At 63.7% G+C, this 19,337-nt stretch carries 22 protein-coding genes and 1 pseudogene; 19 read left to right on the forward strand and 4 right to left on the reverse strand.

The window, feature by feature from the left end:
* Positions 1 to 63: 63 nt before the first annotated feature.
* From proV to SJH88_RS01060, 5 genes are all read left to right on the forward strand, one after another.
* Complete coding sequence (gene proV / locus SJH88_RS01040; RefSeq protein ID WP_274753362.1) at positions 64 to 1,398, forward strand: glycine betaine/L-proline ABC transporter ATP-binding protein ProV; 1,335 nt, start codon at positions 64 to 66, stop codon at positions 1,396 to 1,398.
* Positions 1,391 to 2,500 (forward strand): glycine betaine/L-proline ABC transporter permease ProW, encoded by a 1,110-nt coding sequence (gene proW, locus SJH88_RS01045; RefSeq protein WP_274753363.1) that lies wholly within the window; start codon positions 1,391 to 1,393, stop codon positions 2,498 to 2,500. Before proV ends, proW begins: the two co-directional genes overlap by 8 nt.
* Before the next feature lie 76 nt (positions 2,501 to 2,576).
* Positions 2,577 to 3,593: a glycine betaine/L-proline ABC transporter substrate-binding protein ProX gene (proX, locus tag SJH88_RS01050; RefSeq protein ID WP_210929064.1), complete on the forward strand. Its 1,017-nt coding sequence runs from the start codon at positions 2,577 to 2,579 to the stop codon at positions 3,591 to 3,593.
* Between the two features lie 124 nt (positions 3,594 to 3,717).
* Positions 3,718 to 4,407: a DUF3334 family protein gene (locus SJH88_RS01055; RefSeq protein ID WP_043387255.1), complete on the forward strand. Its 690-nt coding sequence runs from the start codon at positions 3,718 to 3,720 to the stop codon at positions 4,405 to 4,407.
* Positions 4,408 to 4,574: 167 nt separating this feature from the next.
* A complete protein-coding gene (locus SJH88_RS01060; RefSeq protein ID WP_274753364.1) occupies positions 4,575 to 6,833 on the forward strand; it encodes a sensor domain-containing protein in 2,259 nt (752 codons plus the stop codon).
* Positions 6,834 to 6,906: 73 nt separating this feature from the next.
* On the opposite strand, the gene SJH88_RS01065 is transcribed toward SJH88_RS01060, so the two are convergent.
* Both SJH88_RS01065 and SJH88_RS01070 read right to left on the reverse strand, forming a co-directional pair.
* Positions 6,907 to 7,440 (reverse strand): YgjP-like metallopeptidase domain-containing protein, encoded by a 534-nt coding sequence (locus tag SJH88_RS01065; RefSeq protein ID WP_274753365.1) that lies wholly within the window; start codon positions 7,438 to 7,440, stop codon positions 6,907 to 6,909.
* 56 nt (positions 7,441 to 7,496) lie between these two features.
* Positions 7,497 to 8,132 (reverse strand): DUF6806 family protein, encoded by a 636-nt coding sequence (locus SJH88_RS01070; RefSeq protein ID WP_274753366.1) that lies wholly within the window; start codon positions 8,130 to 8,132, stop codon positions 7,497 to 7,499.
* Positions 8,133 to 8,956: 824 nt separating this feature from the next.
* On the opposite strand from SJH88_RS01070, the gene SJH88_RS01075 reads away from it, so the two are divergent.
* Entirely contained in the window at positions 8,957 to 9,157 is a 201-nt protein-coding gene (locus SJH88_RS01075) for a hypothetical protein (protein ID WP_042412989.1), read from the forward strand.
* 61 nt (positions 9,158 to 9,218) lie between these two features.
* On the opposite strand, the gene SJH88_RS01080 is transcribed toward SJH88_RS01075, so the two are convergent.
* On the reverse strand, positions 9,219 to 10,250 hold the full coding sequence (locus SJH88_RS01080) for a phage portal protein (RefSeq protein ID WP_274753367.1): 1,032 nt from the start codon (positions 10,248 to 10,250) through the stop codon (positions 9,219 to 9,221).
* Positions 10,250 to 12,133 carry a terminase large subunit domain-containing protein gene (locus SJH88_RS01085; RefSeq protein WP_420921702.1) on the reverse strand — a complete coding sequence of 628 codons (1,884 nt, stop codon included), beginning with the start codon at positions 12,131 to 12,133 and terminating at the stop codon, positions 10,250 to 10,252. Before SJH88_RS01085 ends, SJH88_RS01080 begins: the two co-directional genes overlap by 1 nt.
* Before the next feature lie 152 nt (positions 12,134 to 12,285).
* On the opposite strand from SJH88_RS01085, the gene SJH88_RS01090 reads away from it, so the two are divergent.
* The 13 genes and pseudogenes from SJH88_RS01090 (at position 12,286) to SJH88_RS01145 (ending at position 19,329) form a co-directional block, all read left to right on the forward strand.
* Positions 12,286 to 13,143, forward strand: coding sequence for a GPO family capsid scaffolding protein (locus tag SJH88_RS01090; protein ID WP_274753368.1), 858 nt, complete (start codon positions 12,286 to 12,288; stop codon positions 13,141 to 13,143).
* Between the two features lie 48 nt (positions 13,144 to 13,191).
* Positions 13,192 to 14,217, forward strand: a complete 1,026-nt coding sequence (locus SJH88_RS01095; RefSeq protein ID WP_274753369.1) for a phage major capsid protein, P2 family — start codon at positions 13,192 to 13,194, stop codon at positions 14,215 to 14,217.
* Between the two features lie 64 nt (positions 14,218 to 14,281).
* Positions 14,282 to 15,025: a phage terminase small subunit gene (gene gpM / locus SJH88_RS01100; protein WP_274753370.1), complete on the forward strand. Its 744-nt coding sequence runs from the start codon at positions 14,282 to 14,284 to the stop codon at positions 15,023 to 15,025.
* Positions 15,026 to 15,130: 105 nt separating this feature from the next.
* A complete protein-coding gene (locus SJH88_RS01105) occupies positions 15,131 to 15,616 on the forward strand; it encodes a head completion/stabilization protein (protein WP_183303708.1) in 486 nt (161 codons plus the stop codon).
* Positions 15,617 to 15,619: 3 nt separating this feature from the next.
* A complete protein-coding gene (locus SJH88_RS01110; RefSeq protein ID WP_183302934.1) occupies positions 15,620 to 15,829 on the forward strand; it encodes a tail protein X in 210 nt (69 codons plus the stop codon).
* Positions 15,830 to 15,831: 2 nt separating this feature from the next.
* Positions 15,832 to 16,038 (forward strand): hypothetical protein, encoded by a 207-nt coding sequence (locus SJH88_RS01115; protein WP_183303709.1) that lies wholly within the window; start codon positions 15,832 to 15,834, stop codon positions 16,036 to 16,038.
* Positions 16,035 to 16,583, forward strand: coding sequence for a lysozyme (locus SJH88_RS01120; RefSeq protein WP_274753371.1), 549 nt, complete (start codon positions 16,035 to 16,037; stop codon positions 16,581 to 16,583). Before SJH88_RS01115 ends, SJH88_RS01120 begins: the two co-directional genes overlap by 4 nt.
* On the forward strand, positions 16,580 to 17,140 hold the full coding sequence (locus SJH88_RS01125) for a lysis system i-spanin subunit Rz (protein WP_274753372.1): 561 nt from the start codon (positions 16,580 to 16,582) through the stop codon (positions 17,138 to 17,140). Before SJH88_RS01120 ends, SJH88_RS01125 begins: the two co-directional genes overlap by 4 nt.
* Complete coding sequence (locus SJH88_RS01130; protein WP_274753373.1) at positions 17,124 to 17,627, forward strand: phage tail protein; 504 nt, start codon at positions 17,124 to 17,126, stop codon at positions 17,625 to 17,627. The genes SJH88_RS01125 and SJH88_RS01130 overlap by 17 nt, the downstream gene beginning before the upstream one ends.
* 3 nt (positions 17,628 to 17,630) lie before the next feature.
* Positions 17,631 to 17,789, forward strand: a pseudogene (locus tag SJH88_RS19730) (phage virion morphogenesis family protein); the annotation flags it as partial.
* An 83-nt stretch (positions 17,790 to 17,872) separates the two neighbouring features.
* Positions 17,873 to 18,262: a phage virion morphogenesis protein gene (locus tag SJH88_RS01135; protein WP_274753374.1), complete on the forward strand. Its 390-nt coding sequence runs from the start codon at positions 17,873 to 17,875 to the stop codon at positions 18,260 to 18,262.
* A 75-nt stretch (positions 18,263 to 18,337) separates the two neighbouring features.
* Positions 18,338 to 19,030, forward strand: coding sequence for a phage baseplate assembly protein V (locus SJH88_RS01140; protein ID WP_274753375.1), 693 nt, complete (start codon positions 18,338 to 18,340; stop codon positions 19,028 to 19,030).
* Positions 19,030 to 19,329 carry a GPW/gp25 family protein gene (locus SJH88_RS01145; RefSeq protein ID WP_274753376.1) on the forward strand — a complete coding sequence of 100 codons (300 nt, stop codon included), beginning with the start codon at positions 19,030 to 19,032 and terminating at the stop codon, positions 19,327 to 19,329. The genes SJH88_RS01140 and SJH88_RS01145 overlap by 1 nt, the downstream gene beginning before the upstream one ends.
* Positions 19,330 to 19,337 lie beyond the last annotated feature (8 nt).

Here is a 19,337-nt window from a genome sequence, read left to right on the forward strand (position 1 = left end):
CCTCGCTTGTGACGCGGCTGCACTGTGTGTAACCCCCAAGAACAATTCAAGGGAGAACAACCAGTGGCCAAACAAATTCGCATCGAAAACGTCTTCAAGGTCTTTGGCGATCAGCCAAAACAGGCCTTGGAGCTGGTGCGCCAAGGGCTTTCCAAGCAACAAATCCTCGAACGTACCGGTCAATCGATTGGTGTGTTCGACGCCGACTTCACCATCGAAGCCGGGGAGATCTTCGTCGTCATGGGCCTGTCCGGCTCCGGCAAGTCGACCCTGGTGCGCATGCTCAACCGTTTGATCGAGCCCACCAGCGGCCGCATCGTGGTGGACGGGCAGGACATCAACGGACTGAACGACCAGGACCTGCGCGCGCTGCGCCGCAAGGACATCTCCATGGTGTTCCAGTCCTTCGCCCTGATGCCGCACATGAGCGTGCTGGACAACACGGCCTTCGGCCTGGAGATGGCCGGCGTCGACAAGGGCACGCGCCAGAAAGCCGCCCAGGAAGCCCTGGAGCAAGTCGGCCTGGGTGCCTGGGGTGCCAGCTACCCGGACGAGCTGTCCGGCGGCATGCAGCAGCGCGTGGGCCTGGCCCGCGCCCTGGCCTCCGACCCCAGCATCCTACTGATGGACGAGGCGTTCTCCGCCCTGGACCCTATCATCCGCACCGAGATGCAGTCCGAGCTGCTGCGCCTGCAGGAATCCAAGCGCCGCACCATCGTCTTCATCTCGCACGATCTGGATGAGGCCATGCGCATCGGTGACCGCATTGCCATCATGAAGGACGGCCAGGTCATCCAGGTCGGCACGCCCGACGAAATCCTGCGCAGCCCGGCCAACGACTACGTGCGCAGCTTCATCAAGGGCGTGGATGCCGCCGCCGTGTTCAAGGCGTCGGACATTGCGCGCCAGGCCCTGACCATCGTGTCCGAACACAACGATCGCGGGTGCCGCGCGGCACTGCGCCTGATCGAAGACTCGGACCGCGACCACGCCTACGTGCTCAACGCCCGCCGGCGCCTGCTGGGGGTGGTCTCCGCCCAGTCGCTGCGCGACGCCCTGCATGGCCGCGAGGGCATGCTGGGCCTGCAGCACGCCTTCATCGACAACGTGGTGCCGATCGATGCCGCGACGCCGGTGGCGGACCTGTTCGGCCCCATGGCCTCCGCGCCCTGCCCGCTGCCGGTGCTGGGCGAGGACCGCAAATTCCTGGGCGTCATCAGCCGCACCACCATGATGCGCTTCCTGGACCGCGACACCCCGCCGGTGCCACCGCCACAACCGGTGCAGCCGCCCGTCACGCTCAACCCCATGTTCCCCACGGGGGAGGCGGACACCCCCGCGATGCTGCACGAGCATTCGGACGCGCCCGCCACCGACAAGGAGAACAAGCATGAGTGAAGTGAACCAGAACGCCGCCACCCAGGATCCCTGGAGCACCAGCGCCGCGCCCGCCGCCGATCCCTGGTCGGCCGCCAGCACCCCGGCCACTGCCACCGATCCCTGGGGCGCCGCAGCCGCTGCGCCCGATGCTGCTGTGCCCGCCACCGACTGGCTGGCCAGCCCGGCCAGCGCCACACCCGACGCACCGCTGTCCCTGTGGGAGCAACTGCAGACCGATGGGCTGCCGATCGAGGCCTGGATCAACCAGGGCCTGGGCTGGGTGGTGGACAACTTCCGCCCCTTCTTCCAGGCCGTGCGCGCCCCGATCGATGCCACCCTGTCGGGGGTGGAACAACTGATGCTGGCCCTGCCCTGGCCGCTGCTGACCCTGTTCGTGGCCCTGGTGGCCTGGCAGTTTGCCGGGCGCGGCCTGGCGATCGGCACCGCGCTGTCGCTGATTGCGATTGCGGCCCTGGGCATCTGGCCCGAGGCCATGGTCACCCTGTCGCTGGTGCTGACCTCGCTGGCCTTCTGCATCGTGATTGGCCTGCCGCTGGGCGTGCTGATTGCCGCCAGCGACCGCGCCCAGCGCTGGACGCGCCCGGTGCTGGACGCCATGCAGACCACACCCGCCTTCGTCTACCTGGTGCCGGTGGTGATGCTGTTTGGCATCGGCAACGTGCCCGGGGTCATCGTGACCATCATCTTCGCGCTGCCGCCGCTGGTGCGCCTGACCAACCTGGGCATCCGCCAGGTCCGCCCCGACCTGATCGAGGCCAGTCGCGCCTACGGTGCCTCGCCCTGGCAGTTGCTGTGGAAGGTGCAACTGCCGCTGGCCATGCCCAACATCATGGCCGGCATCAACCAGGCGCTGATGCTGTCGCTGTCGATGGTGGTGATCGCTTCCATGATCGCCGTCGGCGGTCTGGGCCAGATGGTGCTGCGCGGCATCGGCCGCCTGGACATGGGCCTGGCCACCGTCGGCGGCCTGGGCATCGTGCTGCTGGCCATCGTGCTGGACCGCATCACCCAGGCCATGGGCGAACCCCAACGTGGCGGCCTGCGCTGGTGGCACCGCGGCCCGCTGGGCTGGTTGCTCAAGCCCCGCAAAAATTCCTGAAACGATAGCTGCCTGCGCTTATTCCATGAGCGCAAGCAGCACTTTTGACCTATTTTTCAACCAGGAGGACGAGACCATGACATCCATCACCCACGCCACGCGCACCCTGGCTGCTGTCGCTGCCAGCACCTTGGCCCTGAGCTGCCTGAGCGTCCAGGCCAATGAACGGCCGGGCCAAGGCGTCAAGGTGCAGCCCCTGAAGAGCTCCATCGCCGAAGAAACCTTCCAGACCCTGCTGGTCGTGAAAGCCCTGGAACAGCTGGGCTACGACGTGCAGCCGATCAAGGAAGTCGAGTACCCCACGGCCCACCTGGCCATCGGCAATGGTGACGCCACCTTCATCGCCTCGCACTGGAACCCCCTGCACGCGGATTACTACAAGAACGCCGGCGGCGATGCCAAGCTGTACCGCAAGGGCGTGTACTCCGACAATGCCGCCCAGGGCTACCTGATCGACAAGAAGACTGCCGACGCCTACAAGATCACCAACGTAGAACAGCTCAAGGATCCCAAGATCGCCAAGCTGTTCGATGCCGACGGTGACGGCAAGGCCGACCTGACCGGCTGCAACCCTGGTTGGGGCTGCGAAGCCATGATTGAGCACCACCTCGACGCCTACAAGCTGCGCGACACGGTCACGCACCAGCAGGGCACCTACTCGGCCCTGATCGCCAACACCATCACGCGCTACAAGGCCGGCCACCCCATCCTGTACTACGCCTGGACCCCGTACTGGGTCAGCAACGTGCTGCAACCTGGCAAGGACGTGGTCTGGCTGGAGGTGCCCTTCTCCTCAGCCCCGGGCGCACAAAAGGGCGTGGACACCAAGCTGCCCAACGGCAAGAACTACGGCTTCGTGGTGAACAAGCAGCACATCGTGGCCAACAAGGCCTGGGCCGAGCAGAATCCTGCCGCGGCCAAGCTGTTCGAGGTCATGCAAGTGCCCGTGGGCGACATCAATGCCCAGAACCACATGATGAACCAGGGCCAGAACAAGCCCGCGGACATCGAGCGCCATGTCAACGGCTGGATCAAGGCCCACCAGTCCACCTTCGACGGCTGGCTGCAACAGGCCCGTGCCGCAGCACGCTGATTTCAGGAGGCTTCGGCCTCCTTTTTTGATGCACCCCACCTGCGTCGTCCGCGGGTGTGGGCAGCCGGGAAGAATGCGCCCATAATCGGTCACCCTCTGTTACCCAGCCTCCCTTCACATCCCCATGAGCGACACCCCTTCCCTGGTGCAAGGCACTGACGAACTTCTGGTCAGCCTGTGCAACTCCGTCACACGCGTCCTGAACGTCGCCACCACCTGCCACATCCAGTATTCCGGCATGGTGCAACGCATCAAGAAAACCTACCTCAAGCCCGATATCGGCTGCTTCGTGCTGTTTGACGGGGGGTTCTCCGGCCTGGTGATCATCAACTTCTCGGCCGCAGCCGCCATGGAGCTGTACCGCAGCTACCTGCTGAACATGGGCATGTCGGAAAGCGATCTGGCCAGCTCCCACACCTCGGATGAAGTCAGCAATGTGATGGGCGAACTGATGAACCAGGTGGTGGGCGACTTCACGGGCAAGGTGCGCCGCGAACTGCAGACCCACATCACGCAGAACCAGCCCAAGATGCTGGTGCTCAACAAACAGGTGCAACTGAGCGTGGATGCCAATCTGGACAACCCGGAAGCCCGCCGCGTCACCTTCTACACCGCCAGCAACAACATCTTCTATCTGGAACTGGCCGTTGACAGCACCGAATTCATCAAGCTGCACGACTTTGATGCCGCCGAGGTGGTCGATCCCGACGCCATCATTGCCCAGGCCGCACAGCCCAGCCGCGCCGCCAGCAGCGCCGCCGCCGATACCGCCGACGTGGAAACCGAGGCCTTGCTCAAATCCCTGGGCATGTAAGCTGCCATCTGGCCCCGTGCCCAGCCCCGCCATGCGGGGCTTTTTTGATGCATGGGCCGTGAACAACCACGCTGCAGGCCCCAGGTTTGCATTTGCGCAAACACCACACACGGCCAATTTGCAATAATTTGTGTCGATTCTTTTTCCATCTCCTCTCTACGTCTGCCATGTCACTGACCTTGGATGCGGTCCAGCAAAGCTCCAGACTTGCGACCGCACATGCCGATCTCGAGCGCTTATTGCGCGAGCAGCAGACCTTGCTGGACAGCGCGGGCGTTGGCATTGCCTTCATCAAGCACCGCGTGGTGGCCCGTTGCAACCACCATTTCGCCAAGATTTTTGGCTTTGCGCACTCGCAGCAGGCGATCGGCATCAGCAGCACCACCCTGCATGCCTCGCGGGAAGATTTCAAGGCCCTGGGGCGTGCCGCCGTAGACAGCCTCATTGATGGAAAAACCTTCAAGACCGAACGCCGGCTGCGACGCCGCAGCGGTCACCTGTTCTGGGCCAGCCTGACCGGCCACCTCATCAACCCGACGGCCCCGCAGGAAGGCTCCATCTGGATCATTGACGACATCGATGAAGAATGCCGTCGCAAGGCCCTGCTGACCGCCACCCTGCGCGAGAAGCAGTTACTGTTCGAGACCGCGGCCGTCGGCATCGTGTACTGGCGCCGCGGCACCCCCAGCCGCTGCAACCCGCACCTGGCCAGCATGCTGGGCTACGAGGCCGAAGAGCTGATCCAGCTCGCGAATGTGCCGGCGACCCTGCGCCATGCCACCTCGCCCCTGGAAGTCTTGAGCGAGGTGGCCGCCAGCAGCCACGGCAACTTCGAAGGTGAAATCACCCTGCGCCACAAGCAGGGGCAGCTCATCGAATGCGAGGCACGCAGCCGCTGGGTGGACCCGCTGGACCACAGCCAGGGCGAAGTCTGGATCCTGGTGGACATCACCGAACGCAAGCACATCCAGGCCATCCTCACACAGACGCAGGCCGAGCTGGAAAGCCTGGTGCACGAACGCACCAACGAACTCAGCGTCACCATCCAGACCTTGCACCAGGAGGTGGAAGACCGCAAGCGGGTGCAGGAGCGCATCCACTGGATGGCGCACTACGACCCGCTGACCGGGCTGCCCAACCGGGCGCTGCTGGCAGAGCGCAGCAAGGCCGCGATCGCTACGGCCCAGGCCAACAGCAGCCCTCTGGCAGTGATCTTTCTGGACCTAGACCGCTTCAAGCACGTCAACGACTCGCTGGGCCACAAGGTGGGCGACGCCCTGCTTGAGCAGATCGCCAAGCGCCTGCGGGCCGTGGTCCGCGAAAAAGACACCGTGGCCCGCCTGGGCGGCGATGAGTTCGTGCTGCTGCTGCCCGGCGCCAACGCCCAGGGCGCGGCCCGCGTGGCCGGCAAGTTGCAGGAAGCCTCGCGCCAGCCCTACCAGATCGGCCACCACGAACTCAGCATGGCCCCCTCCATGGGCATCGCGCTGTTTCCGCAGGATGGACAGGACATCGACAGCCTGACGCAATCTGCCGATGTCGCGATGTACCACGCAAAACTGGAGGGGCGCAACACCTACCGCTTCTTCACGCCGCAGATGCATGCCAAATCGGTGCGCGCCCTGCAACTGGAAAACGCCATGCGCCGGGCGCTGGAGCGCAATGAGTTCACCCTGCACTACCAGCCACAAATCTGCCTGCACACCGGGGAGATACGCAGCGTCGAAGCCCTGCTGCGCTGGCAACAGGCCGAGCTGGGCGCCATCTCTCCAGCCGAATTCATTCCGGTGGCCGAAGACAGTGGCCAGATTCTGCAGATCGGGGAATGGGTCCTCAAGAATGCCATTGCGCAATTGCAAGCCTGGCACCAGGCAGGCTTCCCGCACCTGAAAGTGGCGGTCAACCTGTCGGCCATCCAGTTCCACCAGCCCCAGTTGCCAGAGCTGGTGGGGCGTATCCTGCAGGAGTCCGACATTCCCGCCACCGCCCTGGAGTTGGAGTTGACCGAGGGCGTTGCCGTGCACGACCCCCAGGCGGCCACCCAGACCATGGACGCCCTGCGGGAGCGCGGCGTCTGGCTGTCGATGGACGACTTCGGTACCGGTTATTCATCACTGAGCCAGCTCAAACGCTTCCAGATCTACAAGCTCAAGATCGACCAGTCGTTCGTGCACGACCTGGACCATGACAGCAACGATCGCGCCATCGTGAGCGCCATCATCCGCATGGCACAGGCACTGGGCATGCAGACCACAGCGGAAGGCGTGGAAACCGCGGCCCAGCTGGAGTTCCTGCGCGAACAAGGCTGTGATGAGGCCCAGGGCTACCTGTTCAGCCGCCCCCTGCCAGCGTCGCAGATTCACGCGCTGCTGAGTTCTTACCAACCCTGGATGACACCCCAAGCGTCGAACACACAGGCGCCTTGAACGCCGTTTGCCCCTAACAGCACAGGCACCCCATGCCCTTGCAGGCCGGACTGGCAGTCGACGGACAGAGCGGTCAGGGGCTGGCTTCCAGCGGCGCCCATAGGCGCGGACCGCCGGCATCCAGGTGCGTCAGGTACACCCGCACCTCGAATTCCAGCTGGTGGTACTCAGGCTCCAGGTGGCAGCACAAGGCATAAAAATTCTTGTCGTGATCCGGTTCGCGCAAATGCGCCAGCTCATGGGCCACGATCATTTTGAGGAACGGTTCGGGCATCTGCTTGAACAGCGATGCGATCCGGATCTCGTGCCGCGTATTCAAGCGCCCGCCCTGCACCACCGCCTTGCGGGTGTGCAGGCCCAAGGCATTGCGCATCACGTGCAGCTTGTTGTCATACGCCACGCTGTGCAGCACGCCCGCCTTGCGCAGGCGTGAGGTCTTCAGCGCATCCACATAGGCATACAGCGCCTTGTCCGAGCGCAATGCATGGGCCTGCGGATGGCGACGCCGCAGCCACTGTTCAATGCCCTGCGGCACAGCCAGCAACTGGGCCACCTGCTGCTGCAGCCCCGCAGGGTAGACCTGCAGATAGGGCAATGAAGATGCCACCAAAGTGCCTCAAGAAAAAACCCGGCACAGCCGGGTTGGGTGGATCAGAGAAAGTGTCAATGCAAATGGCGTGGACGACGACCACCACTGCCCCCGCCATTGCGGGGACCGTTGTTGCCACCGCGGGGGGGCAGCTTGCCGATTTCCAGCGAGCTGATCAGGCTGTCGAAGCGCTGCATGAACAGCTTGTCGATTTCGGCCACGACACCCACCAGCTCGGAGGCATCGAAGTGACGCTCCATGGTGTGAATCACGTCCTGCACCAACATGTCACGCTGAACTTTCATGATGGCAGCAGGATTGGGCCCCACAAACAGCATCACGAAGTCATCGCGGGCCTCGTCGGAGCGGTCGCCATCCTCCTCGTCGAACTCGGCATCGTAGAAGGTAACTTCAATGGCCGCACCCGTTTCGGCCAACTCGTTCAGTCCCATGCACACGTCGTCCAGGGACTGTCGGAAGTCCTCGTCACCAGACACCGTCCAGCACATTTGCAAGAGCGCATCCTTGGTGTTGAACTGAATGCCCGGCTCTTCTTCATACGCACTGGCCGCACCAGCCGCCAAAGAGCGTGCCCCGGCATACGACCACAGCGGCTTGAGCGCTTCCTGCAACTGATCAAACGTCACATCTGCACGCAGTTGCACCTGTCCATGCACATGGATTTCAAAGGGCGCGTTATAGCTTGGCATTGTTTTCTTCACACGAGCGTGCGCCTGCAAGACGCAGACACACAAAATAATCTGTTGAGGATTGTCGCACGCCTACCCACCCTCACCGAGCGATCTGCAGATTGCCCGCAATTTCCACCTGCACACCACGAGCCACCACATGGTAAAGATGCCGTGACACGCAAAATGTTCCCATCTCGCATGGAAGCAGCAAGGCCTCATGGCGATGCGGCCAGCGTGTCGGCATCACTCGGTGATGCGCCACCTCCTTCAAACACACCAGGTTCTCGCCTCCATTTGTGAAGGCAGCCCTAAATTGAGAAGGGAAAATGGGAAATGGGGACGCACACAAGCGTCTGCAGCGACCGTTGACGCAAAAAAAGGCCCTACTGGGGCCTTGGCTGGTTTGGCCTGTGCAGATTGCCGCACAGCTTTGCATGTTCGTGGTGCCCCGGGCCGGGATCTACACACAAATAAAATCAATATCTTGACACCAATATGCGTAATAAATGCGTAACCGGAATCAGCAATTCAAACAATACCGAAGCATGCTGATTAATACCGAATATCACCGCTGATTATATTCATCTCGTGGAAGCTATTAATTAGATATATATCCGTCGAATCCCGTCGGTTGCTAGATCCCAAAACTTGCGCGGCAAGTACTGATGGGCTTGGTTGTAGGAACTGCTGACAGTGCCGTCGAAAGCGACACACGAAGCGGGCGGGCGAGGCGGGGTCTCGAGCGCGCGCTGAGGGGGGCTGAGCAGGCACCACGATATGTCTTGCGCACAGTGTGTTACAGCCCATATACTGTATGCGCATACAGTATTGAGCAGGTGACCATGCCTACAGAGAGCAAGCACAAGATCCAGAAAGAGATTGATCAGGCCAGTGAGCGCGTTGGCGCGTTGTGTGAGCTTCTTGAAGCAGCGCAGCACAACAAGGTGAGTGCGTCCTGTATCCACTCCATCCTTAAACCGATCGCGCGACAGCTGGACCACGCTGCAGGCGCGATTGCCGACGCATCGCTGAACCACCAGTAGCCAGGCCCATACAAGCAAAAGCCCCGCAGTGCGGGGCTTTTGTTTTGGCGGGGGCTGCTGCTTACCTCAGCTCTTGCGCCTGGGGCTCGTCCACTCCGGGCAACCTGTAGGTGTCAAAGCGGCAGATCTCCTCCCCCGCAAAATCGTTGATCGCCGCGGCAAGGTGGGTCTGCAGGGGCTGGATCTCGTTGCGGGCAAACACCCGCGCCGCGTTGACCACGTTGCCAAAGCCCGCCGCATTGCCGGGCACAACGCCGATCAGCTCCGGCGGCACCCGGTGCGCGGCCAGTTGGTCATCGCGGCTGACGTTCTTGATGTTCAGGAATTCGTCTTTGGCCGTCGCCTCTCCGATGGGGATCAGCTTGATGCCGTCCTTCTCCCCTTTCGGACTGTGAAAAAACAGGTTGCGAAAGTTGCCGATCCCCTTGCTGCTCTTGAGGGCGGTGCGCAGGCTGTCCACGTCTGCCTGGTTGGGGCTGGGGTCCGTCATGTACAGGATGAAACCCGCGTGGCTGCCGTTGGTGTAGTAGCGCCGGCGGAACAGCGTGGCCGATTCGTTGAGCAGGCTGGACTGCAGCGAGGCCAGGTACTGCGGCACCCCATAGACCTCCTGGTCCACGTCCGGGTCCATGATGTGGCAGATGCTGCCGCGGCGGAAGGTGTGCACCTCGTTCCACTTGGGCATGAAGCCAAAGCGCTGCAGATCCCGATGCCGCCGCGTGTACTTGGCCAGGCTGTGTGTCAGCTGCATGCCGCTGCCCAGCACGTTGCGCGGCTGCTCCAGGTAGGCGTTGGCAAACACCAGGTAGTCCTTGCACACCTTCAGCATGGTGCTGCGGCTCAGCATGGGGTGCGGCTTGAAGGTGCTGGCCAGCACCTGGGCCTTGAACTGGATGGCACTGGCGTGGTGGACACCCGCCCGCAGCATGCGCGACAGGCCGTCAGCGCTGATGGGCATCTCGTACCACTCGTTGTGGATCAGGTTGCACTCGAAGTAATCGAACAGCTCCCGACGATCCAGCACGGCCTCCGGATCGCCAAAAGTGAATGCCTCCATCGCCTGGGGCGCTGCTACGGTCGCCGAATCGGTCATCAGAAAATCTCCAAAATCACGCCGCCCTCGGCCATGCCGCCCACTGCGGCTGCCTCCAGGGGCTCGTTGTCCAATGCATTCATGCAGGCCCAGGCCAGGTCGGCGTGGCCGGTCTCGTCGCTGCGGCCGCTGGCATAGGTCACGCTGCGCCCGCTCGCGGTCATCTCGCGCTTGATAGCCATGAAGCTGCGCTGCAGGTCCACATCGCCCGCATCAAACTGCAGGCGCCCGCCGCGGATCACGCTTTGCGCCTTCAGCACCAGGCGGGTCTTGACCTCCACGCTGTATTGCAGCGCACGTGCCGCGGGGAAGAACTTCTGCACGATCTGGAACACCCCGGTGCCCAGCCCCGTGGTGTCGATCGTGATGTGCTCCACGTGGTACTTCTCGGTCAGCTTGCGGATCACTTCCGCCTGGGCTTCAAAGTCCGCCCCCTTGAACTGCATGCGCTCTAGCACCCGGAACGCACCGCCGGGTTTGTCGGGCGGTGCCAACACCACCAGGCCTGCCGCATCGCCTGTGTGGCTCGGGTCGTAGCCGATCCACACCCGCTTGAACGCAAACGGCCGCAGCGAAAACGGTTTCCAGTCAGTCGCCCAGGCTTCCCAGCTGTCCACATGGCAGCGCATCAGCTCAGTCAGCGGGAAGACGGCGAACGATTCGTCCACAAACCCGCACATCAGCAGGTTGTCCCATTCGTCGTCGCTGTACTCAAACCGCAGCTCGTCCAGGTCGAACAGGTCGCACCCGCCGGCCGCGGCATCCAGCACCGTCACGATCTGGCGCCAGATCTTGTCTTCGCCCGTGAAGCCGCCCGCCAGGCGGTCATGACTCAGGTCCAGCTCGATGCGGTCGGCCTTGGCCCGCTTCTTGTTGATGCGACTGCCGCTCCAGAAGGCATAGGCCTGGTGCTGCAAGCTGCTGGGCGTGCTGAAGTAGGTCTTGCGCCACTTCTTGTGCATGGCCATGCCGCTGGCCACCTTGTTGAGCTGGTCGAACGACTGCGTCCAGAAGAACTCGTCAAAGTAGAAATTGCCGTGGTAGCCCTGCGCCGTGCGGGCGTTGGTGCCCAAAAAGTACAGCGTCGCCCCGTTGGGCAGAACGATGGGGTCGCCCTTGAGCTCAATGCCCAGCACCTCTTTGACAAAGGCCAGGATGTAGCCGCGGAAGATGTGTGCCTGCGCCTTGGAGGCTGACAGGAAGATCTGGTTGCGCCCGGTCTCCAGCGCATCAATCAGCGCCTCGCGGGCAAAGTACCAGGTGGCGCCGATCTGGCGGCTTTTGAGGATGGCGCGGGTGCGCTCCTGGCTGTTGCGCCACCAGGTCAGCTGGTACTGAAACAGGCTGTCAATGAAAGCGGACTTCAGCTTCTCCAGCCCCTCTTCGCCCCCCAGCTGGTTGCTGCGGTCCGGGTGCCGCTTCGGGCCGGCGTTGCGGGCATTGATGTTGGGGTTCAGGTCGCTTTCCTTGCCCGTCTCCGCGTACTTGTGCACCCGGGCCAAGCGCTCCATCTGGCGACCCAGCAGGTCAATTTCCTTGAAGTCGCCGCCGGTCTTGTTCTCCTTGTTGATCAAGGTGCACAGCCGCATCTCCAGCGTGCCCTCCACCCGCTCCACCGCCTTGGCTTTGTCCCAGCCATCGGCCTGCTTCCACTCGTGCACCGTGGTGCGCGGCACGTCGATGTGTTCGGCAATGTGCGTCACCCGCCAGCCCATCCAGTACAGCGCCCGGGCTTTGCGGCGCTTGTCCTGGGTGGGGTCGGTCAGCGCGTGCAGCACATCCAGCTGCGCCGTTTCCGGGGCTGCAGCTTCGGTGGTGGGGAAGGGAAAAGGGTTGTGCTGGCCTTGGCGCAAACGCGCCTTGCGGCCTTCAGTGGCTGGCATACCCGCCAGTTTGGGCATGCATTCGCGCGCGTGCACCTACGCGTTTATGTAGCACGCGGCGCTACATGGCAAAGCGTTTGCCGCTGACAGGGGGTCGGTCAGACCATAGAGGCTACCGCTGCAAAGCCCCCTGCAACCAACCCCGAACGAACATGCCCAAAAAGTCCAAATGGTTCCGCGTGGCCACCGAAGGCGCCACCACCGACGGCCGCGCCATCGAGCGCAGCTGGATCGAGCAAATGGCCAAAAACTTCAGCCAGGCCAAGTACGGCGCCCGTGTGTGGATCGAGCACATGCGCGGCCTGCTGCCCGACAGCGCCTTCGCGGCCCAGGGCGATGTGGTCGCCGTCAAGGCCGAGGCGGTCGACGACGGCAAGCTGGCCCTGTTTGCCCAGATCAAGCCGCTGGAATCGCTGGTCGCCATGAACAAGGCCGGCCAAAAGCTCTACACCTCGATCGAGGTGGACCCCAACTTTGCCGGCACGGGCGAAGCCTACCTGGTCGGCCTGGCCGTCACCGACAGCCCTGCCAGCCTGGGCACCGAGCTGCTGCAGTTTGCCCAGCAGCACCCCGCAGCCAGCCCGCTGGCCCACCGCAAGACCAACGCCAACACCCTCTTCACGGCGGGCCAGGAATTCACGCTGGAGCTGGAGGAAGCCACGCCACCCACCACCGCGCCAGCGGACCCCAGCGTGTTTAACACCGTCGTGGCTGCATTTGCCAAGGCCCTGGGATTGTCTGCAGCCCCTGCAGCGTCCACGCCCGCCACGCCGGCCGCAGCAGCTCCTGCGGCTTTCACGGCCGAGCAGCAGGCGGGCGTCGCCCAGGCATTGGAAGGCCTCAAAGCCTTCGGCCAGCAGCAGATTGCCGCCATGGATGCACTGCGCGGCGAGTTCAGCGCCCTCAGTGCCAAGCACTCCGAGCTGGTCACCAAGCTCAGCCAGCAGCCCGCGGACCCTGCACGCCCTGCCGCCTCCGGTGGCCAAGGCCAACAGCTGGCCGAGTTCTAAGCCAACGCCCCACCCACACACGCAACCTATTTTTTGAAGGAACGCACCATGCGTAACGAAACCCGCAAAGCCTTCAACGGCTACCTGGGCCAGATTGCTGCCCTCAACGGCCTGGCGGTCGGCGATGTCTGCAACAAATTCAACGTCACACCCACGGCCCAGCAGAAGCTGGAAGTCAAGCTGCAGCAGTCCAGCGCCTTCCTGGGCCGCATCAACATCATCGGCGTGACCGAGCAACTGGGCGAAGCCCTGGGACTGGTGGCATCGAGCACCATCGCAGGCCGCACCAACACCAGTGGCAACGGCCGCCGCTCTGGCCGCGATGTGACCGGCCTGGAGAAGAACGAATACGTCTGCAAGCAAACCGACTACGACACCTTCATGCCCTATGCCAAGCTGGACGCCTGGGCCAAGTTCCCCGACTTCCAGACCCGCATCAGCAAGGTCATCGTGGACCGCTGCGCGCTGGACCGCATCATGATCGGCTGGAACGGCACCCACGCTGCCGCAGACACCGACCGTGAAGCCTACCCGCTGCTGCAGGACGTGAACATCGGCTGGCTGGAAAAGATCCGCACCAAGGCACCCGACCGTGTCATGACCGGAGGCGAAGTCGCCGGCAAGATCACCTTTGGCCATGCCGATGCCGACTACAAGAACCTGGATGCCCTGGTCTACGACGCCCGCATGACGCTGGTGGGTGAGGCGCACCGCGAAGACCCCGACATGGTGGTCATCGTGGGCAGTGACCTGATGCACGACAAGCTATTCCCCCTGGTGGCCAACAACGACGCACCCACGGAACAGCTGGCGGCCGACATCGTCATCAGCCAGCGCCGCCTGGGCGGCATGCAGGCCATGGTGGTGCCCTACTTCCCGGCCGGCAAGGTGCTGATTACCAGCCTGGACAACCTGTCCATCTACTACCAGGAAGGCGCCCGCCGCCGTGCCGTGCTGGAGAACCCCGGGCGCAACGGCGTCGAGACCTTCGAGTCCAGCAATGACGCCTTCGTGATCGAGGACTACGACCGCTGCGCCCTGGTGGAAAACATCCAGGAATTCGCCGCCCCCTGACCGTGGCTGAACCCGGCCGCCGCTGCCTGCGGCCGGCATCCCCACCCTACAGCGAGCACCCGCTATGCCTATGACCCCGGCACAACGCCATCGCGCACGCATTCTGGCGGCGCAAGAAGCCACCCGCGCCGCAGCGCAAGACCCGTTTGGTGGTGCCTCCGGCAGCCAGCATGAGCTGATGCTGGCCCAGCTGCACGCCCACATGCGCCTGCTCAAGGACATCCAGGCCACGGAAAAGAAGATCGAGGCCAAGCGCAAGCTGCTGCCCGAGTACTTCGAGTACCTGGATGGTGTGCTGGAGGCTGACGCCGGCGTGCAAGACCCCGTGGTGACCACCTTGCTGGTCTGGCTGCTGGATGTGGGCGAGTGGGTGCAGGCCCTGCAGGTGAGCGAGTACTGCCTGCGCCATGGCCTGGTGCTGCCCGACCGCTTCAACCGCAACGTGCCCACCTTGCTGCTGGACGAGGTCAGCGAAGCCGCCATCAAGGGCCAGCTGGCTGGGGTGGACGCCCTGGCCGTGCTGGCCAAGGTGGACGAACTCACCAAAGACCACGATGCCCACGACCAGGCCCGCGCCAAGCTGCACAAGGCCATCGGCTGGGCCACCATGGGCAAGCACGCCACGCACGACCTGAATGCCGAAGAAATCAAGGCCCTGCAGCTGGACCGGGTGCGCATTGCCCTGCCCCACCTGCAGCGCGCCATCGAACTGCACGCCCAAGTGGGCGTGAAAAAAGACGTGGAACGCCTGGAGCGCCGCTTGAAAGAGCTGCAGCCGCAAGACAGCGGCAACCAGGCCCCCAACTGAGCGTACCCCGCACCCGGACGGCTCAGGGGCTGCGGCCCGCCAGTTTCACTGCGCACCGGCCAACGCCTCTGACCACCGTCCCCTTATTCACCAAGCCCGCCCGCCATGTCTTTCATCGTCACCGCCAACCCGCCAGCCGCCCCGCAAGAAGGCACTGTCAGCAATGACGGCTTCTTCCCCGACATGAGCCCCCAGGCCGTGCGCGATGCCTGCCGCCTGGATGGCACCGTGACCAAGGAACGCCTGCTACCAGCCCTGCAGGACGCCATGCTGAGCGTCAATGCCGAGCTGCAAGCCTGGGCCGACGAACAGCGTAGCCGCTGGGGCTATGCCACCTTGGACGAGGTGCCCGCGCCCCAGGTCGGCGGCACCAGCGCCAAGGTCCTGTACTACCAGCGCGCCGTGCACTACTGCCTGATGGCCGACCTGGCCGAGATGTACCGCAGCATTGCCAGCACCCCGTCGGGCAGCGGCAAGGCCGATCGCGTGATGGAAGAGCTGGTCGTCCAGTTGGGGGACCACCGGCGCAAGCAGCGCTGGGCCATCTCGGACCTGCTGGGCGTTGCCCGCTGCACCGTCGAGCTGCTGTAAGCCATGGCCACCCAGATCCGCACCCAGCAAGGCGAAACCGTCGATGCCCTGTGCTGGCGCCACTACGGCCGCACCCTGGGTGCCGTGGAAGCCGTGCTGCAAGCCAACCCCGGCCTCGCCCGCCACGGCCTGGTGCTGCCCCAAGGGCTGCTGGTGCTGATGCCGGATCTGGCGGCCGCCCCCACCAAAACCACCGTCACGCTCTGGGAGTGAGCATGAGTAAGCAAGAACTACTGCATTCCACCGCCGTCGAAGCCGCCAAAGGCACACCGCCGGTCATCGTGACCGCCACGGCACAAATCAATGCCTGGACCGGTGCAGACGTCATCACTTTTCTGACCATCACCTATCTGGCGCTTCAGATCCTGTGGCTGTTGTGGCGCTGGTGGAAATCCGCCAAGACCGGGCAGGTACAGCCATGAAGCAGTACTTCCCGCACCTGGGCGGCACCCTGGTCCTGGCCAGCGCTGCGCTGCTGGGCTTCCTGGGTACCTGGGAGGGCAAGGCCCAGTACACCGTGTACGCCGACAAGTTGGCCGGCGGGCTGCCCACCGTGTGCAAGGGGCTGACCCGGCATGTCACCACGACCCCGATCATCGTGGGCCAGCGCTGGAGCCCCGAGCAGTGCGAGCGCGAAGAAACCGCCGCCCTGCAGCGCGTGCAAACCGCGTTGGCCCAGTGCTTCAAGGTGCTGCCGCCCCAGTACGTGTTTGACGGGGCCAGCAGCCATGCCTGGAATTTTGGCCACCCCAGCACCTGCACCAGCCAGGCCATGGCCAGCTTCAACCAGGGCGACTGGGCCACCGGCTGCCGACGACTGTCCATGTCCGATGCAGGCCGCCCGGTCTGGAGCTTCGTCAGCCACATCGATCCCGCCACGGGCGCCAAGGTTTTCACCTTCGTCCAGGGCCTGGCCAACCGCCGCCAGGCCGAAACCAGCTTTTGCCGCCAGGGGGTGCCCGCATGAAAACCCAAGCCAAGGAACTGCTGGCCGATGCACTGCTGTACACCGTGCTGCTGGCCGCCGGTGGCTTTGCCGGCATCTTCTACGAATCGCGCAACGCCGCGGTGGCTGCCCAGCAAGAGCTGCAGGACCTGCAGCGGCGCACCGCCATCACCACCGCCTGGCTGCGCGGCGAGCGCACCGCCAGCGAAACCCGCATGCAGGCGCAGATCAGCGCTCTGCAATCCCAGTTGAGCCAAGAGCAAGGCCAAGCCAATGAAAAACACCACACCCATGTCGCTGGCGTGCGTGCTGGCACTGTCAGCGTGCGCGTCCCCATCGTGCCCGCCAGCTGTCAGTCCGCTGGACTTCCAGGCGCCGGCGTTTCCAGCGCTGAACCTGCAGCCGCGCACGCCCAACTTGACCCAGCGGCAGCAGCAGATCTTGCAACCATCACCCACGAAGGTGATGCCTCCATCCGTGACCTCAACTACTGCATCGCCCAATACAACGCCGTCAAAGACGCCCACGACGCCTGGCGGCTGAAGCTGGAGGGCATGGCCCATGCGCAAACCCCCTAGCCTGCGCGACCACCTGACCGCCGCCCTGCCCGAGTACCGGCGCAACCCGGAAAACCTGCTGATGTTTGTGACCGGCGGGCATGTGGCGACCACCGGCACCGCTGCCTTGGGCTGGCAGTGGCAGTACCAGCTGCGCCTGGTGTTCTGCGACTTCACCGGCCATCCGGATGCGGTGATCGGCCCCACGCTGGTGTGGCTGCGCGCCCACCAGCCTGACCTGCTGCACCACCCCGAGCGGCAAAAGCAGGCCATCCAGATCCAGGCCGAATACCTCAACACCCAGGCCATGGATCTGGTGCTGGACCTGCAGCTGTCCGAAAGCGTCAGCGCCCGCCCCGTGTCACAAGGGCCGGCCGGGGCCTTTGAGCTGGTGCACCGGCTGGAGCCCCCCTGCCTGGACGGCTTGCCACACGATGCCGTGACCGCCCTGTACCTCAACGGTCAGCAGCTGGCCGCGTGGCCGCCGGTGGATGTGGTGGGGAAATAAGTCATGGATGATCTGGAAAGACTGGAAGACTGGCTGACCCCGCTTACCAGCCAACTTGAGCCGCAGTCCCAAAAGCGGCTTGCCCGCTCGATTGCAACAGAGCTGCGCAAAGAAAACATTCAAAACATCCGGCGCCAAATGGGGCCGGATGGTGTTCGCTGGGAGCGAAGAAAAAAACGAGGGCAGCAGCAAAGCCCATTCGCTACTTCTACAGGGCGAGAGATGGGCATGAGCGTGAAATTGAGATGTCCAGTTACCGTGATGACGGTGATCGCATCGTTGGCTATGACAAGGAAGCTGGTGGTATCAGAACCATGCTCAAGCAGGGCATGTTGCGCTCCATGTCTGCACGTTACCCGGCTGGAAATTCTGCCCAAAAACGCCGTGCGCAGTACATGCTGACTGGGTTTGCCAGAAACCGGTTCATGCGCATTCAGTCCTCTTCAAAAGAGGCATCTGTATTCTTCGGTGGCCGCGCTGAACAATTGGCGCGCATCCACCACTTTGGTTTGCGAGATCGTGTGGCCCCGGGAGGCGCTGAATACGACTACCCGGCGCGAGAGTTGCTTGGTATCAGCAATCCTATGCGTGAGCGAATCTCGGGGATGATCATCAACCATCTGGCTGAATCATGAGCTTGTTTGTGTAGCACGCGCCGCTACATGCGCGCGCGCTGGCGCGTGCGTGAGTGCTTGGGCACCATCCCTGGCATGTTCACACCCCCCGAACTCAGCCCGGTTGAGCTGTACCGCCTGATTGCCAACATGATCCGCACCGGCCGCGTGGAAGACGTGCGCGCCGGAAGCCCCGCGCGCTGCACCGTGCGGCTGGGCGAAGAGCTGGTCACCACCTGGGTGCCCTGGTACGCCCTGGCCGCGGGCGGCGCCGGACAGACACGGCACTGGCGCACCCCAGCCCACGGTGAGCCCTGCGTGCTGTTGTCGCCCGAAGGCGACCTCAACCAGGCCATCGCCTTCCCTGGCCTGTTCAGCACCGACATGCCACAAGGCGCCGCCAGCGCTGACGTGGAACGCCACGACTTCAACGGCACTGATTTTTGGGAACACCACCGCCCCACGGGCACCCTGCGGTTTGAAATCACCACCGCAATCGAGCTGCAAGTGGGTGCTTCACTGCTGCGCATCACCCCCGAAGGCACCACGCTGACCACCCCGGATTACAAGGTGGACAGCCCGAACACAGAGTTCACCGGTGCAGTGACCGTGCAAAAGCTGCTCAGCTTCAACGGCGGCATCGCCGGCAAAGCCAGCGCCGGTGGCAGCAATGTCGTTCAGGGTGGCATGCAGTTCGAGGGCGGCCAGATCACGCACAACGGCAAGCGCATCGACGATGGTCACACCCATTCCGACCCGCATGGCGGCAATACGGGAGTGCCCAACTGATGGACCGCACCACTGGCCGGCGCATCGCCGGCATTGACCATGTCCGGCAATCCGTTGCCGACATCCTGACCACCCCGCTGGGCAGCCGGCTGGAGCGGCGCAACTACGGCAGCCTGCTGCCCAGCCTGATCGACCAGCCTGACAACGCCCACACCCGCTTGCGCTGCTACGCTGCCATCGCCAGCGCACTGATGAAGTGGGAGCCACGCCTGCGCGTCACCCGCGTGGGCATGACCGCCGGCGACCGACCCGGCCAGGCCACCGTGGATCTGCAAGGCGACTACCTGGCCAGGCCGTGAGCCTGTCC

The sequence above is a fragment of the Comamonas sp. GCA5 genome (genome assembly GCF_036541385.1).
GTDB classification, from domain to species: Bacteria; Pseudomonadota; Gammaproteobacteria; order Burkholderiales; family Burkholderiaceae_C; genus Comamonas; species Comamonas aquatica.

What these genes read in the sequence shown, in the direction of transcription:
- proX (WP_210929064.1), top strand. Translation starts at nt 2,577, where the DNA reads ATGACATCCATCACCCACGCCACGCGCACCCTGGCTGCTGTCGCTGCC.
- SJH88_RS01075 (WP_042412989.1), top strand. Translation starts at nt 8,957, where the DNA reads ATGCCTACAGAGAGCAAGCACAAGATCCAGAAAGAGATTGATCAGGCC.
- SJH88_RS01140 (WP_274753375.1), top strand. Translation starts at nt 18,338, where the DNA reads ATGTTCACACCCCCCGAACTCAGCCCGGTTGAGCTGTACCGCCTGATT.
- SJH88_RS01095 (WP_274753369.1), top strand. Translation starts at nt 13,192, where the DNA reads ATGCGTAACGAAACCCGCAAAGCCTTCAACGGCTACCTGGGCCAGATT.
- proW (WP_274753363.1), top strand. Translation starts at nt 1,391, where the DNA reads ATGAGTGAAGTGAACCAGAACGCCGCCACCCAGGATCCCTGGAGCACC.
- gpM (WP_274753370.1), top strand. Translation starts at nt 14,282, where the DNA reads ATGCCTATGACCCCGGCACAACGCCATCGCGCACGCATTCTGGCGGCG.
- SJH88_RS01060 (WP_274753364.1), top strand. Translation starts at nt 4,575, where the DNA reads ATGTCACTGACCTTGGATGCGGTCCAGCAAAGCTCCAGACTTGCGACC.
- SJH88_RS01120 (WP_274753371.1), top strand. Translation starts at nt 16,035, where the DNA reads ATGAAGCAGTACTTCCCGCACCTGGGCGGCACCCTGGTCCTGGCCAGC.
- SJH88_RS01080 (WP_274753367.1), bottom strand. Translation starts at nt 10,250, where the DNA reads ATGACCGATTCGGCGACCGTAGCAGCGCCCCAGGCGATGGAGGCATTC.
- SJH88_RS01145 (WP_274753376.1), top strand. Translation starts at nt 19,030, where the DNA reads ATGGACCGCACCACTGGCCGGCGCATCGCCGGCATTGACCATGTCCGG.
- SJH88_RS01070 (WP_274753366.1), bottom strand. Translation starts at nt 8,132, where the DNA reads ATGCCAAGCTATAACGCGCCCTTTGAAATCCATGTGCATGGACAGGTG.
- SJH88_RS01130 (WP_274753373.1), top strand. Translation starts at nt 17,124, where the DNA reads ATGCGCAAACCCCCTAGCCTGCGCGACCACCTGACCGCCGCCCTGCCC.
- SJH88_RS01135 (WP_274753374.1), top strand. Translation starts at nt 17,873, where the DNA reads ATGTCCAGTTACCGTGATGACGGTGATCGCATCGTTGGCTATGACAAG.
- SJH88_RS01110 (WP_183302934.1), top strand. Translation starts at nt 15,620, where the DNA reads ATGGCCACCCAGATCCGCACCCAGCAAGGCGAAACCGTCGATGCCCTG.
- SJH88_RS01055 (WP_043387255.1), top strand. Translation starts at nt 3,718, where the DNA reads ATGAGCGACACCCCTTCCCTGGTGCAAGGCACTGACGAACTTCTGGTC.
- SJH88_RS01090 (WP_274753368.1), top strand. Translation starts at nt 12,286, where the DNA reads ATGCCCAAAAAGTCCAAATGGTTCCGCGTGGCCACCGAAGGCGCCACC.
- SJH88_RS01125 (WP_274753372.1), top strand. Translation starts at nt 16,580, where the DNA reads ATGAAAACCCAAGCCAAGGAACTGCTGGCCGATGCACTGCTGTACACC.
- SJH88_RS01085 (WP_420921702.1), bottom strand. Translation starts at nt 12,133, where the DNA reads ATGCCAGCCACTGAAGGCCGCAAGGCGCGTTTGCGCCAAGGCCAGCAC.
- SJH88_RS01105 (WP_183303708.1), top strand. Translation starts at nt 15,131, where the DNA reads ATGTCTTTCATCGTCACCGCCAACCCGCCAGCCGCCCCGCAAGAAGGC.
- SJH88_RS01115 (WP_183303709.1), top strand. Translation starts at nt 15,832, where the DNA reads ATGAGTAAGCAAGAACTACTGCATTCCACCGCCGTCGAAGCCGCCAAA.